The organism is Streptomyces albus subsp. chlorinus (assembly GCF_013302895.1).
Lineage (GTDB): Bacteria > Actinomycetota > Actinomycetes > Streptomycetales > Streptomycetaceae > Streptomyces > Streptomyces chlorinus.
The window spans coordinates 5,035,051-5,050,928 of sequence record NZ_VJOK01000001.1 but is presented as its reverse complement, the minus strand read 5'-3'; the positions used below and the strand labels follow the sequence as shown (position 1 = coordinate 5,050,928).

10 protein-coding genes are annotated in these 15,878 nt (G+C 74.1%); 2 read left to right on the top strand and 8 right to left on the bottom strand.

The genetic code is table 11. The features are described 5' to 3' along the window. Together FM076_RS22150 and FM076_RS22145 are read right to left on the bottom strand one after the other, a co-directional pair. Nucleotides 1–961 (bottom strand): UvrD-helicase domain-containing protein (locus tag FM076_RS22150; RefSeq protein WP_180218550.1); only part of this gene is annotated, 961 nt, incomplete at its 3' end. 239 nt (nt 962–1,200) lie between these two features. Next, on the bottom strand, nt 1,201–1,602 hold the full coding sequence (locus FM076_RS22145) for an MGMT family protein (protein ID WP_173872724.1): 402 nt from the start codon (nt 1,600–1,602) through the stop codon (nt 1,201–1,203). A 152-nt stretch (nt 1,603–1,754) separates the two neighbouring features. Between FM076_RS22145 and FM076_RS22140 the strand changes: the two genes are divergently transcribed. Then, on the top strand, nt 1,755–4,664 hold the full coding sequence (locus FM076_RS22140) for a flippase-like domain-containing protein (RefSeq protein ID WP_173872723.1): 2,910 nt from the start codon (nt 1,755–1,757) through the stop codon (nt 4,662–4,664). Nucleotides 4,665–4,779: 115 nt separating this feature from the next. Then, a complete protein-coding gene (locus FM076_RS22135) occupies nt 4,780–6,465 on the top strand; it encodes an alpha/beta hydrolase (RefSeq protein WP_173872722.1) in 1,686 nt (561 codons plus the stop codon). Nucleotides 6,466–6,635: 170 nt separating this feature from the next. On the opposite strand, the gene moeZ is transcribed toward FM076_RS22135, so the two are convergent. The 6 genes from moeZ to FM076_RS22105 all read right to left on the bottom strand — a co-directional run. After that, nucleotides 6,636–7,814 (bottom strand): adenylyltransferase/sulfurtransferase MoeZ, encoded by a 1,179-nt coding sequence (gene moeZ / locus FM076_RS22130; protein WP_173872721.1) that lies wholly within the window; start codon nt 7,812–7,814, stop codon nt 6,636–6,638. A gap of 85 nt (nt 7,815–7,899) precedes the next feature. Continuing rightward, entirely contained in the window at nt 7,900–8,730 is an 831-nt protein-coding gene (locus tag FM076_RS22125; RefSeq protein ID WP_173872720.1) for a spherulation-specific family 4 protein, read from the bottom strand. Then, the gene (locus FM076_RS22120; protein WP_173872719.1) at nt 8,718–9,947 is read right to left on the bottom strand and encodes an NAD-dependent epimerase/dehydratase family protein; all 1,230 of its coding nucleotides are present in this window, start codon (nt 9,945–9,947) and stop codon (nt 8,718–8,720) included. Before FM076_RS22120 ends, FM076_RS22125 begins: the two co-directional genes overlap by 13 nt. A 181-nt stretch (nt 9,948–10,128) precedes the next feature. Next, nucleotides 10,129–10,695 carry a hypothetical protein gene (locus FM076_RS22115; protein WP_173872718.1) on the bottom strand — a complete coding sequence of 189 codons (567 nt, stop codon included), beginning with the start codon at nt 10,693–10,695 and terminating at the stop codon, nt 10,129–10,131. A 1,096-nt stretch (nt 10,696–11,791) separates the two neighbouring features. Beyond that, nucleotides 11,792–14,281, bottom strand: a complete 2,490-nt coding sequence (locus tag FM076_RS22110) for a DUF3492 domain-containing protein (protein WP_173872717.1) — start codon at nt 14,279–14,281, stop codon at nt 11,792–11,794. A gap of 301 nt (nt 14,282–14,582) precedes the next feature. Continuing rightward, nucleotides 14,583–15,878, bottom strand: a 1,296-nt coding sequence (locus FM076_RS22105; RefSeq protein WP_243274598.1) for a DUF3152 domain-containing protein, incomplete at its 5' end; no start/stop codon positions are given.

Here is a 15,878-nt window from a genome sequence, read left to right as displayed (position 1 = left end):
AGGTGCGCAGCACGCGCACCGGCGCGGGCGCGCCGGTGCGCTGCCGGAAGATGCGGGGGAAGTCGAGGATGCCGTTGACGTCCGCGCCCCGGAAGGCGTAGATCGACTGGTCGGGGTCACCGAACGCCACCAGGGTGCGCGCCCCGCCGCCCGCCAGGGCGCGCAGCAGTCGCACCTGGGAGGGGTCGGTGTCCTGGTACTCGTCGACGTAGACGGCGTCGTAGGCGCCCTCCAGCCAGGAGGCGACCTCCTCCCGGCGGGCGAGCAGCGCGGCACGGTGCACCAGTTCCGGGTAGTCGAGCACGCCTTGGGCGTCCAGCACGTCCAGGTACTCGGCGAAGAACCCGGCCGCCGCCCGCCAGTCGGGGCGCCCGGCGCGGCGCGCGAAGGTGTCCAGCTCGGCGGGCCCCAGGCCCAGTTCCCTGCTGCGGGCGAGCACGGCCCGCACCTCGTCGGCGAAGCCCCGGGTCGTCAGGCAGGCACGCAGTTCGTCGGGCCAGCGCACCGTCGCGCGCCCCCGGCGCTCCAGCGCGATCTGCCCCTCCAGCAGCTCCCGGATGTGCAGGTCCTGTTCGGGGCCGGTCAGCAGGCGCAGCGGCTCGGCGAACAGGTCGGCGTCCTGGTGGGCGCGCACGAGGGCGTAGCAGTAGGCGTGGAACGTCGTCGCCTGGGGCACGCTCGGTGCACCGGCACCGCCCGGGAGGGACGTTTCCCGGGCCAGCCGGGCCGTCATCCGGTCGCGCAGTTCGACGGCGGCCTTGCGGCTGAAGGTCAGCACCAGGATGCGATCGGGGTCCATCCCTTCCCGTACACGGGCGGCGACCGACTCGACCAGTGTCGTCGTCTTGCCGGTGCCCGGGCCGGCGAGGACGAGGAGGGGACCGTCGCGGTGGTCAACCACGGCGCGCTGTGCCGCGTCAGAGGCAGGGAGATCGACCGGTCCCGCCGGGGCGCGCACCAGCCGGTACGCACCGGGCTCGCGGGGCCGCTGACGCGCTTCGGCAGTAAGGGAGGGACTCACGTGGATCGCCTAGGGGGAGGTCTGTGCGGGGTGGTGCAGACGCTACGCCAGCGGACACGCGTGCCGCAGCGCATCGCTCCCGCACCTCGTACGGGCGCTGTACTCCGTACGGACTGTCCGGCGCATCGGGTCCGCCGGCATGACGGAAGCTGGGGACTGTGAGCAGCCGCAGCGCGGGGTCACCCGCTGTTCCCGTCCCAGCGGGCCCGGCCCATGTCGATGCGCGGGATGTGGCCCGGGGACCGGGACGCCGCGGTGCTCTCGCGCAGCGGAGTGCCCTCCGCGTGGTAGTGCGCCAGCGCCTCGCGCTCCTTGCCCGGAAGCGGTACGCCGTCGGCGCGCACCACACGCCACCAGGGGACGGCTCCCCCGTACAGCGCCATCACCCTGCCCACCTGGCGGGGGCCGCCCTCCTCGAGCCACTCGGCGATGTCGCCGTAGGTCAGCACACGGCCCGCGGGGATGAGGTCGGCCACATCCAGTACGCGCTCCGCGTAATCGGGCAGGCGGGCCGCACCGTCCGCGGCGGGCGGCACGGCGTGGCCGGCGGTCGGCTCCTCGCCTTCGGGATTTCCAGGCATGCGGGCCATGTTGCCGCATGCCACCGACAGCCGGGCGGCGCTGTCCACAGGCGGCAGCCGCCGTGCGCCGGTCTCCTCCCCCGGTTCCCGGAATGCGCCCTCGCGCTCCCGGCCGGTCTCCCCTCGTGCCACCATCTTCCGGGCGGTGACGAGTGATACGGGACCAGGACGAGACGGAATCCGGACAGCGGCAGACCGGCGGGCCCCATACGGAGGGCTCCCCTGCCGCTGACAGTGCTGCCCGAACGAACGGCACCGGCCACCACCCCCGCAACGGCGGCAGCGGCAGCAACAGCGGCGGCACCGGCGGCAGCGGCGGCAACAGCGACAGCGGCGGCAGCGGCAAGGGCGCAGAGAGCGGCCGGCACGCCGAGGAGGGCGAGGTTGCCGGGGGCGAGGGCGGACGGCCCGAGCCGCTCGCGCCGGGCGAGAAGCTGGAGGCGGTCGCCAAGGGGGACCGCATCGAGATCGAGAGCGACGAGCCGCTGCTGTCCGCCCGGGTGCACCGCCCTTCGGACCTGCTGCGGATGGCGCTGGGCGTGCTGGGGATCGTCCTGGTCCTCACCATCGCCAACTTCGCGCACGGCACCACCGCCGGACTCGAACAGGACATCGACAAGGGCGCCGCCGAGGCACCCGATCTGCTCATCAGCCTGACCGGACTGGCCTCCAGCATCGCCGTGCTGCTCGTCCCGGTCGCCTTCGCGATCGAACGGCTGATCAAACGGGACGGGCTGCGCATCGCCGACGGGGTGCTGGCCGCCGTGCTCGCGCACGGCGCCTCACTGGCCGTGGACCTGTGGGTGGCCCAGGCGGCGCCCGACTCGATCCGCGACGCGCTCACCAAAGCCATCACCCCCCAGGATGCCACCACCCCTGTGCACAGCTATCTGGCCCCCGTCATCGCCTACATGACGGCTGTCGGGATGGCACGCCGCCCGCGCTGGCGGGTCGTGCTGTGGTGCGTCCTGCTGCTGAACGCGTTCGCCGTGCTGGTGCCCGGGTACACGACGGCGTTCTCCATCGTCGTCACGATCCTCATCGGCTGGACGATCGCCTACGGCACCCTCTACGCCGTCGGCACCCCGAACGTGCGGCCGACCGGGCAGACGCTGCTGGCGGGCCTGCGGCGGGTCGGTTTCAGGCCGGTCAGCGCGCTGCGCGTGCAGGACACGAGTGAGACCGACAAGCGCGACCACAGCGACCGGGGACGCCACTACCGGGTGACCCTGGAGGACGGCCCCCCGCTCGCGGTGACCGTCGTCGACCGCGAGCAGCAGGCGCACGGCTTCTACTACCGCGTCTGGCGGCGGCTCGCGCTGCGCGGCATCACCCAGCGCCGCAGCCTCCAGTCACTGCGCCAGGCACTCGAACAGGAGGCGCTGCTCGCCTACGCGGCCATCGCCGCGGGCGCCAACGCTCCCCGGCTGATCGCCACCTCCGAGCTGGGCCCGGACGCGGTGATGCTCGTCTACGAGCACCTCCCCGGCCGCAGACTCGACGCGCTCGCGGACGAGCAGATCACCGACGAGCTGATGCGGACGACCTGGCGGCAGGTCAAGGCACTCCAGTCCCGCCGTATCGCCCACCGCAGGCTGGTCGGGGACGCGCTGCTGGTGGACCGTTCCGGCGAGGTGTACCTCACGGACCTGCGCGGCGGTGAGATCGCGGCCGGCGACCTGATCCTGCGCATGGACGTCGCACAGCTGCTGACGACCCTCGGGCTGCGCGTGGGCGCCGAACGGTCGGTCGCCGCGGCCGTGGACGTACTGGGACCCGACGCCGTCGCCGACAGCCTGCCGCTGCTCCAGCCCATCGCCCTCAGCCGCAGCACCCGCACCACCCTGCGGCGGCTCGCCAAGGAGCGCGCCCAGCGGGAACGCGAGGCCGTCATCGAGGCCTCCCGCGCCAACAAGGAGGCCAAGGCCCGGGAGGCACGGGCCCGCGGGGAGGCGCACGCCCACCGGGCCGAGGCCGCGCAGGGGCGCGCGGACCGCAAGTCGCTGCGAGCGGAGAAGCAGGCCGAGAAGAAGGCGATAGACGAGGCGCTGGAGGAGGCCCGCGAGGAGGACCTGCTCGCGCAGATCCGGCAGCAGGTGCTGCGCATCAGGCCGCAGGCCCCCATAGAGCCCGCCCGGCTGGAGCGCATCCGGCCGCGCACCCTGGTCAGCTTCATCGCGGGCACCCTGGCCGCCTACTTCCTGCTCACCCAGCTCTCCCAGGTGCCGCTGAAGGTCGTGGCGGACGCCAACTGGGCATGGGTCGGCGGCGCGGTGCTCTTCTCCGCCCTCACCTACGTGTTCGCCGCGATGTCGCTGCTGGGCTTCGTCCCGGAGAAGGTCTCCTGGTGGCGGACGGTGCAGGCCCAGGTGGCCGGCTCCTTCGTGAAACTCGTCGCCCCCGCGGCGGTCGGCGGGGTCGCGCTCAACGCCCGGTTCCTCCAGCGCTCCGGGGTGCGGCCGGGGCACGCGGTCGCCAGCGTGGGCGCCTCCCAGCTGTTCGGCCTGGGCAGCCACATCACCCTGCTGCTGCTGTTCGGCTACATCACCGGAACCGAGCACACCCCCACCCTCTCGCCGTCCCGCGCGGTCATCGCGGGATTGCTGACCGCCGCGGTGCTGGCGCTGATCGTCACCGCGGTGCCCGCGCTGCGGCGGTTCGTCTCCAACCGGGTGCGCTCCCTGTTCGCCGGTGTGGTGCCGCGCATGCTGGATGTGGTGCAGCGCCCGCAGAAGCTGCTCACAGGCGTGCTGGGGATGCTGCTGCTGACCCTCGCGTTCGTGATGTGCCTGGACTCGTGCGTCCGCGCCTTCGGCCACGAGACGAGCTACGCCAACCTCGCCGTGGTCTTCCTGACCGCGAACGCGCTCGGCTCGGCCGCTCCCACCCCCGGCGGCCTCGGCGCCGTCGAGGCCGCGCTGATCGCCGCGCTCATCGCCTTCGGGGTGCCGAAGGAGGTGGCGACACCGGCCGTGCTGCTGTTCCGGCTGATGACGCTCTGGCTGCCGGTGCTGCCCGGCTGGCTCTCCTTCACCTACCTGACCCGCAAGGGCGCCCTGTAGGGGCTCCCGGAAGCGTGCACCAGGGGCATGCCACCCGGACGCACCACACAGCGCGCCTTCGGCACCCGCCCGTACGCACGATGAACGTCCCACCGTCTTGTCGGGAGGACGTCCCATGCGCCATACCCGCTCCCTGCGGCCTGGTGCCGCCCTCGCAGCGGCGCTCATAGTGACCGCGGCCGTGACGAGCGGCTGCGGCAGCGACGACCCGGACGGCGGCGGGAAGAAGGCGGCCCGTCCGAACGGTGAGAGCAGCCCGTCCTCCACGAGCGCCTCCGACGCCCCCGGGGAGTCCTCCGCCCGCCCCTCCGGCAGCGCCTCCGGACACCGCTCCCCCGCGCTTCCCGTCTCCCTCACCCGGCAGAAGCCGGCCTGGTCGCCGTGTCCCGGGCCGAACGCCGCACAGGGCACGGACACCGGCTCCCCCTCCCCCCTGCCGGGCGGCGTCCGCTGGGAGTGCGCCACGCTGAAGGTGCCACTCGACTACAGCAGGCCCAAGGGCAGGACGATCGGCATCGCGATGATCCGGGCACCCGAACGCGAGGGCGGCGGGAAACGCGTCGGCTCGCTCCTGTTCAACTTCGGCGGCCCGGGCGGCTCGGGAGTGGCCACTCTCCCGGCGTTCGCCGAGGACTACGAGAAGCTGCGCGGCCGCTACGACCTGGTCAGCTTCGACCCGCGCGGGGTGGGCCGCAGCGAGGGCGTCACCTGCCTCAGCGACAAGAAGCTGGACTCCTACTTCGCCGCGGACTGGACGCCGGACACCGCCGCGGAGGAGAAGCGCCTCTTCTCCCGGCAGAGGGCCTTCGCCGAGGGCTGCGAGAAGAAGGCGGGCTCCCTGCTGCCGCATCTGACGACGGAGAACACCGCCCGCGACATGGACCTGATGCGTAGGGTGCTCGGCGACCGGAAGCTGCACTACTTCGGCATCTCCTACGGCACCGAACTGGGCGGCGTCTACGCACACCTGTATCCGCGGCACGTGGGGCGCGCCGTCTTCGACGCCGTGGTCGACCCCAGCTCGACCCCCGAACAGGGCTCCCTCAGCCAGACCGGCGGCTTCCAGCTGGCACTCGACAACTTCCTGAAGGACTGCGCGGAGCGCGGCGAGGACTGCCCGGTCGGTGAGGACCCCGCGGAGGGCAAGCAGCGCATCACCGACCTGCTGGCCGATCTGGACGCCGAACCGATGCCCACCGACAGCGGCCGCAAGCTGACCGAGTCGCTGGCCGAGAGCGGTATCTCCCAGGCCCTCTACGCCAAGGACACCTGGCAGCTGCTGTCCCAGGGGCTCGAAGAGGCACTGGTGGACGGCGACGGCACGACCCTGCTGCTGCTCGCCGACGCCCTCAACGGGCGCAACCAGGACGGCACCTACAGCACCCTCCAGTCGTCCCTGACGGCCATCAGCTGCGCGGACAACCGGCAGCGGTACGACGTCCAGGACATCAAGACCGAGCTGCCCGACTTCACCGAGGCCTCACCCGTCTTCGGACCGATGTCGGCCTGGGGCCTGTCCTCCTGCCACGACTGGCCGGTGCGGGGCCGGTGGACCGCACCGCCGGTGCGCGCCGACGGCTCGGACCCGATCCTGCTGGTCGGCACGACGGGCGACCCGGCCACGCCGTACGCGGGGACGCGCGCCATGAAGGAGAGGCTCGGCGAGGGCGTCGGCGTCGAAGTGACCTACCGGGGCGAGGGGCACGGCGCCTACGACAGCGACAACCGATGTGTCCGGCGCCTGGTCGACCGCTACCTGCTGAACGGGAAGGTTCCCGGGGACGGGACCGCGTGCAGGTGAGACCCCTTCGTGAACCTGATGTGCTGAACAGGTTTGCCAAGCGGGTTCGGGAATGGGGTTCGACGAAGAGGTTCGCGAACCCCATTCGCGAACGGTGTTCGCGAACCAGGCTCACGAACCCCGTTCCCAAACGACGTTCGCGAACCCGGTTCGCCCCACACGGACGCGGCTCAGTACACCGGCTTCTCCGGCTCGATCTGGTTGACCCAGCCGATGACACCGCCACCCACGTGCACGGCGTCGGAGAACCCCGCGTTCTTCAGCACAGCCAGCACCTCCGCGGAACGGACACCCGTCTTGCAGTGCAAGACGATCTTCTTGTCCTGCGGAAGGTCCTGCAGCGCGTTGCCCATCAGGAACTCGTTCTTGGGGATCAGCCGGGCACCGGGGATCGAGACGATCTCGTACTCGTTCGGCTCCCGCACGTCGATGACGTCGATGTTCTCACCGTCGTCCAGCCACTCCTTGAGCTGCTTGGGAGTGATGGTGGAGCCGGCCGCGGCCTCCTGGGCCTCGTCGGAGACGACGCCGCAGAACGCCTCGTAGTCGATCAGCTCGGTGACCGTGGCGTTGGGCCCGCAGACCGCGCAGTCGGGGTCCTTGCGGACCTTGACCTGGCGGTAGTTCATCTCCAGGGCGTCGTAGATCATCAGCCGGCCGACCAGCGGCTCACCGATGCCGGCCAGCAGCTTGATGGCCTCGTTGACCTGGATCGAGCCGACGGAGGCGCACAGCACGCCCAGCACGCCGCCTTCCGCGCAGCTCGGCACCATGCCGGGCGGCGGGGGCTCCGGGTACAGGCAGCGGTAGCACGGCCCGTGCTCGCTCCAGAAGACGCTGGCCTGGCCGTCGAACCGGTAGATCGAGCCCCATACGTACGGCTTGTTCAGCAGCACGCAGGCGTCGTTGACCAGGTAGCGGGTGGCGAAGTTGTCCGTGCCGTCCACGATCAGGTCGTACTGCGCGAAGATGTCCATCACGTTCGAGGAGTCGAGCCGCTCCTCGTGCAGATTGACCGTGGTGTACGGGTTGATCCCCAGCACGGTGTCCTTGGCGGACTGCGCCTTCGGCCGGCCGATGTCCGACTGGCTGTGGATGATCTGCCGCTGGAGGTTCGACTCGTCGACCTCGTCGAACTCGATGATGCCGAGCGTGCCGACACCGGCGGCAGCGAGATACATCAGGGCGGGCGAGCCGAGGCCGCCCGCGCCCACACAGAGCACCTTCGCGTTCTTGAGCCGCTTCTGCCCTTCCATCCCGACGTCCGGGATGATCAGGTGACGTGAGTACCTGCGGACCTCGTCGACGGTGAGCTCGTCGGCTGGCTCGACCAGGGGTGGCAGTGACACGGAGACTCCGAGGGTCGGTGGGACGTGCGGGAAGTCACCCGCCCGGAGGCGGGCCGTTCCTCTCGTAACACTGCCACGGGCTGTCTCATTCCGAGACACCTGTTCCGAGGCACGAGACGAGGGCGTCCCAGTAGCCGGGCAGGGTCTCCCAGGGGTTCTGTCCCCTGGTCCGGGTCCTGTCCGTGAAGCAGACGGTGCCCGCGCCCTGCCAGCTGGCGATGCGCAGCGCCTCGTCCAGGTGCGTGCGCGGCAGCGAGTGCACCAGGTGGCAGAAGCGTTCGGCGGGGTGTGCCGCCGTCCACTCCTCGGCCTGCGACCAGCGGTAGTCCGCCCAGTTGCCGTCGTAGGTGACCAGCTGGTCCCCGCACTCGACATGCTCCGGGTGCGGGGGGCCGCCGGGCGCCAGGACGAGGTGCCCGCCGGCCCGTTCACCGCCCAGCAGTGCGCGCAGGGTGGCCGTCAGCCGCCGGACCCGTGCCAGCCGGTCGGCCCCGCCTGGGCAGTGCGCCAGGTAGAAGCCGTCGACCCGGTACCAGTCGAGGTACCGGTGCGCTTCGGAGACCAGCTCCCCGAACGCCCGCGCACCGTCTCGCATGTCGAGACGCCCGAGGACGGCGACGCCCGCCGACCGCAGCGCCGCCGCGGCGGGCGCGCAGTACGGGTCGGATCGGGTGCCGGGGCCGTCCGCGACGTCGAGCACCGCCCAGTGCAGCGGCCCCGGCGCGCGGCCCGGCCCGGACAGGGCACCGAGACCGGGCCGGGACAGCTCCGCCCACTCCCTCGGCGCGAGCATCGGGTGCGCGCAGCCGGGCACCCCGAGCCCCAGCCGCTTCCGCAGCCCGCCCGCGCCCCCGTCGGCCGCGCCGCCGTGGCCGTCCCGACGGGGCCGCGCCGGGCGTGTCGTCAGATACGGCATGCGGCCTCCATCCAGATGTCGGCCAGGGACTCCTCCAAACCGATCCGTGGCCGCCAGCCGAGCCGGTCGCGCGCGGTACGGACGTCGGCCTGCTGCCAGGCTCCGCACCCGTCGGGGTACGGATACGAGGCGGGCGGGGCGGACGGGACCGAGGGGGCTGGCGAGCCGGCCGGTGCGGGTGAGGCGGAGGGCGCGGACTGCGCTCCCTGCGGATGGCCCGCGTGCGCCGCGTGGACCGCGTGGGCGGCGGCGTGGGCGGCTTGCGCGGCGTGGGCGGCGTGTGTCTGCGCCGGAATGACGGGCGTGTGCGCCCCACCGGGTGCGCCGGGGGCACCGGACCGCTCCGGGCCGCCCGTGTATCCGCCCGCACCATGGCCGCCCGGCGCGTGCCCGCCCATGCCGGGACCGCCCATGCCGGGTCCGCCCTGTGCGTGGCCCTCCGCCGACGGCAGGCCGACGGGAGCCCCGCCCTGCTCGTGGACGGCGCCCGCGTACCCGGCGACCCGGGCCAGCAGCGAGGTCGCGTCACGCAGCCGGACGGCACGGCCGGTGCCGATGTTGACGATGCCCTGCGCCGCCGAGAGGGAGGCGGCGTGTACGGCGCGCGCGACGTCGCGTACGTCCACGAAGTCGCGCTGGACACCCAGCCCGCCCAGCTTCAGTTCGCTGTCGCCCGCCTGCATGGCGCGCCGCATCGCCTCGGCCACCCGGCCGAGGGGCGAGCCCGCGGGGGTGCCGGGGCCGATGGGGGAGAAGACCCGCAGGACGACGGCGTCCAGCCCGGAGGCCAGCACCAGTTCGGTGCCCGCGAGCTTGCTGACGCCGTACGGGCCGCCGGGGCGCGGTACCGCGTCCTCGCCGGTGGACGAGCCCGACGGGGAGGGGCCGTACTCGGCGGCGCACCCCAGGTGCACCAGGCGGGCGCCGCAGCCACTGCGGCGCAGCGCTTCGCAGACGGCCGCGGTGGCGACCACGTTGTGCCGGATCAACTCCCGGCCGTTGCCCCTGGTGGTGCCCGCGCAGTTGATGACCACGCCCGGGTGCACGGCGTCCAGGAACCGGGTGAGCGCCCCCGGGCTGCCGGTGGACAGGTCGAACCGGACGTCCGCGTCGTCGCCCCTGCCGAGTGCGGTGAGCTGCACGGCGGGATCGGCCAGCAGCCGGTCGGCGACGAACCGGCCCAGGTATCCGCTGGCGCCCAGCAGCAGCACTCTCATCGTGTGACCTCCTCGTGCGAAGGGCCGACCGGGAGCGGTCGCACGGGGCCGCGCTCTGGTCGCCCGTCAGTGCCTCGGTGTGCCGACTGCGCGTGGGTCATGGGGTTGTGCTCCTTGTCGGTGTGGGGCAGTCGGGCCCGTAAGCCCGTGCGATGGCGAGGGTGGGAGGACGGACCGGCGCTCATACGGACTCCTCCTCCCGGTGGTGGGCCGTGGCGCCGGTCAGCGCGACGGCCGCGTACGCCAGCAGTCCGAGGGCCGCGCAGGCGCAGGCCGCCAGGGGCACGGCCGCCACCCCGTGGTGCGCGGCCAGCACCTCCACGGGGCGGGCCACCGCGCCGAGTCCGGGCAGCCGCGCGGCCGGGACGGTGAGCAGCGCGGCCGCCTCCAGCGCGCAGGCGGTGGCGAGTCCCGTACGGGCGGCGCGCCCGAAACCGTGCGCGCCCGGCAGCAGCGCGGCGAACAGCAGCAGCGCCAGCGCGGCGGCGGCCCACGAGGCGGGCCGGGACGGCTCCTCCGCGAGGGGCGTACCGGACGGCGCGAGAGCGTCAGTGACGGCGCGCGCCGCCCAGTGGAGCGCCGGAAGGGTCGCCGCGAACCCGGTGACGGCCAGGGCCAGCAGCGGCCGCGTCCCGGCGGCGAACTCCTCCAGGCTGCGGCTGCCTTCCAGCCTCCGGCGTGCCGCCCGGGCGAAGACGCGGGTGGCCCAGACGGCCGGCACGACGGCCAGCGCGAGGCCGAGCGGCACATGCGGCGGAGGCGACGGGGTGGCGGCGGAAGGCCGCCCGCCGGTTCGGGACCGCCGCCGAGCAGCTCTTCCAGCAGCCAGTCACCGAAGAGCGCGTACCCGGTCAGCCAGCAGACGCACAGCCAGAGCAGCACCGGGAAAGGAGCGGGCGCGCCGGGCGGGAGCCGGGCGGGCGACGCGGTCCGTACGGCGGCGAGCACGCTGCCGAGCACGGCTGCGGCACCGGCCGCACCGACAGCGCCCCGCAGGAGCGGCGGGCGATCGGCCAGCAGCGCCAGCCAGGCGAGCGTTCCGGCGCACAGCAGGCCCGGCAGCAGCGGCAGCACCAGCACGGCGCCCCGGACACACATCCGTCCCACGCGGCGCCGGCCGCTTCCCGCGCGGGCTGCCTCCGGCGAGGGTTCGCGGGCCGAGACCCGTACGGTCGCAGCACGTACGGCCGGGGTTTCCATGGCAGCCCCTGCCGCGACCGGCCCGCCCGCGGCCGACCCGACCGGGACCCGGCCGCCCGGGTCGTCCGGGCCACCTGCGTCCGGGATGGCCACGGGCAGGATCGCCGCGTCAGGGATCGCCGCGTCAGGGGTTCGCGTATCCGGGGTATGCCAGACCGGGACGTGCCCGACCGGGAAACGCTCGACCGGGAAGTGCTCGGCCGGGAAGTGCGTCCACGCGGACGTTCCCGCAGTCCGTGCCTCCCGGGCGTCCGCAGCCGGTGCCCCTGGGGGCGGCGCCTCAAGGTCCGGCGTCTCGTGGCCCGGCGCCTCACGGCCGAGTGCCCCACGGCCCGTTGTCTCAGGACCCGGCGCCTCAGGGGCCGACGCCCCGGGTTCCCGCAGTTCGGGCTCCAGGGGACTCCTCGCCGGTCCCTCCGGCGTCGGGAGCCGCGCCTGGAGCGTCGCGGTGCGCGGGGCGCGGGCGTACAGCTCCTCCGCGAGGGAGAAGACGTCACGGTGCAGACAGTGGGCGGCAGTGCGGTCGGTGACGCCGCTGGCCTCCAGGCCGGCGGCGATCTCCAGCGGATCGACGGCCCGCTCGCACAGTGTGCTGTGCCGGTGCAGCAGCACGCGTACCGGGTCACCTGGTGCGGACGGAGTCTTCACGGGGCGGCCTCCCTGGGCTCGGCTCCGACCGCCGCACGCCCCGGGGCGGGGCCCAGCGGGAGTGTCCCTGACGGCGGCCCCTCCCGCGGCTCACGCGCGGCGTCCGCCGACGCGGCAACCGCGGGCACAGGGCCAATGGACGCCCGCCCCACCGGCGTACACCCCGCGGACGCCCGCCCCACCGGCGTACGGTCCACAGGGACACGCCCCGGTCCCTGGTCCAGGTCCCGGCCCGGGTCCGCGGACGTGCCCTCCACCGGCGCGCGTCCCGGGGACGCGCTGTCGAAGGATGCGCGGTCCGAAAAGGCACGCTGCTGGGGCGGAGCGTCGGGGGACGGAGAGTCCGGGGGCCGACGGTCCTGGGGTGGGCGGCCCATGGGCGGGCGCGGCAAGGGGGCGCGGTCCGTACCCGCCCAGCTCGGGACGGGAACGGCGCTCCCTCCGGACAGACGCGTGCCGGTCGGACGGTGGCCCGGACGGTACGCGGTGCGGCACACCTCCGCGCTCCCGGACGCGGTGCTCGCACACCGTGGGGAGCCCGCCCAGCGGCCCGGCAGGTGGGACTCGGCGGGCCGTGCGAACGGGCGCGGCTCGCCCTCCGGTGTGCTTTCCGCACCGCTCCCCTCGCGGCGGACGGGGTGGTGGGACATCAGCTCCAGATAGATGCCACGGAACGCCTCGACGTTCTGCCGCACCGTGAACAGCTCCAGCGCCCGCGCACGCGCGGCGGCGCCCAGGCGTGCTGCACGCGCAGGGTCGCACAGCAGCGCCGTACAGGCGTCCGCGAACGCGCGGGCGTCACGCGGGGGGACGACGAGACCGGTACCGCCGATGACTTCACGGACCGCCCCGGCATCCGTGGAGACCGTCGCCCGACCGCACAGCATCGCCTCCACAAGGGAGACGGGAAAACCCTCGACCGTGCTGGACAGCACGACGACATCCCCACAGGCGTACGCGTCCGCGAGGGTGGGTACGGCGGAGCTGCCCACCTCCTCGAAGGCCACGGGCGAACCGCCGTCGGCGTCGGGCGGGAAGAGCCGCGCGGCCAGCTCCCGGCACAGCGCCGCGTACTCCCCCTCCGGCTCGCCGTTCCCGGTGCCGTCTCCCCCCGGTGCCACCGCCCCTGTTCCGTCGGCGTCCGTGGCGGCCGGGACACACGGGGCATACGGAGCGCACGGGGTGCCGGCAGCGCTCGGGGCGCCCGTCGCCACGAGGCGCAGCCGCGCGTGGGGCAGTGCCTCGCGCACCCGGGCGAAGGCGTGCAGCAGGGTGCTCAGGTCCTTGCGGGGCCCCATGCGGCCCACCCACACCAGCGTCGGCGCACCGGCCGGGTGCGGTCCCTCGGGCGGCGGGAGCAGGCCGGCCGGCTCACCCACGGCGTCGAACGGGGCCGTGTCCATGCCCGGGTAGACGATGCGCAACCGCTCGGCGGGGGCGCCGCACCGCTCCTGCCAGCGCCGCGCGTGCGCGTTCCCAGGGGTGATCAACTGGGCCTGTGCGTACGCCTCCTGGGCGAGCCGCCGCTGGAAGGAGGCCAGCAGGGCGCGTACGGGAGCGCCCGCGACTCCGCGCGCGACGGCTCCCGTGGCACCGGCCGCGCCGGCGGCACCGGCCGCACTCGCCGCGCTGGAGACATAGTGCTCGCGCAGCCGTACGCCGTACTCAGTGATCAGCAGCGGCACCCCGAACGCGTGCTTGGCCAGCAGTCCGGGGAGGGCCGCCGGGCCCGCGCCCACGGCGTGGCACAGATCGACGGCCGACAGCCCGGGGTCTGTGCCGCGCAGCCCGTACCAGTCCAGCGAGAGGGGGCGCAGCGCCCGCTCCAGGCGCTCGATGACGGCGAGCAGATCGGGCACTTGGGCGGCGCGCACGGTGCTGGGGGCTCCCGGGGCACGGCAGGCGGCCTCCAGGAGGCGTACGGCGTCCTCCGAGCGGAGCGCCGAGGCCAGTCCGCCCCGCTCGGCCGCCAGCTCGGCGAGCCCGTACAGACCTGCGGCGAAACGGTCCGCCTGGGTGCTGGAACCGCCCGTCCGAATGCTGGAACCGTTCTGCGCGCGGCCGGCGGGGACCGACGGCCCGCGTCCGTGCTCCCCCTCCCCGGAACAGACGGTCTCCCCGGAGCGGACCGTCTTCCCTGAGCGGACCGTCTCCCCGGAGCGGACGGTGTCCGCCGAGCAGACGGACTGCACCAGTGCGGCGAAGTGCTCGCGGAAGCGCCGCCTCTCGCGCCGTCCGAGGGAGCCCCGCGAAAAGTCCCGCACGCCCGCGGCCTCCGGGACGGGCCCCCACAGCGGCGCCGTGCGCACCCGGGTCACCTGGGGAGGCAGCCGCCACCAGCCCGCCTCTTCCTGGCGCGCGCTGCGGCTGAGGGCGTGCACCGCGAACTCGTAGCCGTCCAGGCCGCGCAGCAGGCGGTCGCACCACAGCGCGGACTCACCCCGCAGATAGGGGTAACCACCCTCCGTAAGCAGTGCGATGCGCACGTGCGCACCCCCGATCCCTCTCGTGGCGTGCCACCGGCCGGGTACGGCTCAGCGGCGGGACGCGGACGACGCTATGCGCGCCCCCGTCGCACGATGGACGGTTGTCCGTCACACCACCGGAAGGGGTGAAGACCCGTGACTTTCCCGCGGCTCGCGCGTTCGAACACGCCACTGCCGCTGGGGGCGTCCGGCAGCGGTCACCCGGCGAGCGGGACCCGGCTCGCCGTTCCGGCCGCCAGCCCTTTCAGGGGCCGGCCGCGAGCCCACCGGGGACGGCCGTGAGCCCCTCGAAGACGCGCCGTCAGCCCTTCGGGAACGGCCAGGCGTTGGGGCGGCAGGTCCGGCCGTCCGTGGAGAGGTACTTGGTCTGCTGCATCATCACCGGCGCGAGCTTGCCGTCGGCGGGGCAGCCCACGTGTCCGTGGCCGAGCCGGTGGCCCACCTCGTGGTTGATGAGCATCTGCCGGTAGGAGTGCATCTGACCGTGGCCGTAGGTGGCCGCGCCGCGCGCCCACCGATAACCGTTGATCATGACGCGGTCGGTGGCGGCGGAGTCGCAGGAGACCTTCTGCTGGCTGGTGTCCAGCCCGGACTTCGCACACCACACGTCGGTGGTGTGCGGGGAGGCCAGGGTGATGACGAACTCGGCCTTGCCCGAGGGGACCCGCTCGAAGCTGCGCTTGCCCGCGTGTGCCCAACTGCGCTTGTCGTTGAGCGTCTTGTGGACCGCTTCGGCGAACAGCCCGCCGTCCAGGGGGAGTCCCTTTTCGATGTCCACGCGGTAGCGCACCACCTCACCCTTGCGGGGGCCCTTCTGGTGGCCGGGGACGGTGGTGAACTTCCCCGAGCCCTTCAGGTCGTCAGCGAGCGGGTAGACGTGCGCCATCTTCGCGTTGTACGAGTCGGCCTCGGCGCCGGGGGTGGGGCGGGTGCCGCGGTCGGCACGCTCGGCGTCCGGCGCGGGGCCGGCGGCGGGGACGCGCTCGCCCGTCTTCAGGCCGCGGTCGGACTCGCCCGAGCTGTGCTCCCCGCCCGCGACCTGTGCGGCGACGAGGAACGCCAGCACGGTGGTGATGGCCGCGGCGGCGATGCCCGTACAGGTGCGGGCCCTGCTGCTCCCCCGGTCCGGCCGGGGACGGGGCACGCTCCGGGAGCCGGAGGGGGTGCTCGGCGGCTCGTCGTTGCCGCTCTCCCGGGTCCGGCCGGGGTCGTGGGGCGCGGCGGGGCCGGAGGCGGCCTGCCGCTCCGTGCCGGGGGCGCCGGCCGGGGGCGGGGTCTGCCGGGAGGTGCCGGGGGCGCCCGTCCCGAAGACGTCCTCGTCGAACGCGGACAGATAGTCCTGCCGGGGTCCGGGCCGGTACCGGCGCCGGCCCGGCAGGCGGGGAGGCGCGGGAGCCTGGCCGGGCGCGTAGCCGTACGGCCCCGGCCTGGCGCCGTGGCCCTCCTCGCCCTGCTGCGGGTGACCGCCACGGGCGGGCTCGTCGGCGTACGAGGGGCTGCCGTGCGCGGGACTGCCGTGCGCCTGGCCGCCGTGGACGGGGACGCCATGGACGGGGACGCCATGGGGGACGCCGTGCGCCGGGGCCCCCTGCGGGCC

Coding starts and splice junctions, on each gene's coding strand:
- FM076_RS22120 (WP_173872719.1), bottom strand. CDS start 9,947: ATGAGAGTGCTGCTGCTGGGCGCCAGCGGATACCTGGGCCGGTTCGTC.
- FM076_RS22135 (WP_173872722.1), top strand. CDS start 4,780: ATGCGCCATACCCGCTCCCTGCGGCCTGGTGCCGCCCTCGCAGCGGCG.
- FM076_RS22145 (WP_173872724.1), bottom strand. CDS start 1,602: ATGCCTGGAAATCCCGAAGGCGAGGAGCCGACCGCCGGCCACGCCGTG.
- FM076_RS22125 (WP_173872720.1), bottom strand. CDS start 8,730: ATGCCGTATCTGACGACACGCCCGGCGCGGCCCCGTCGGGACGGCCAC.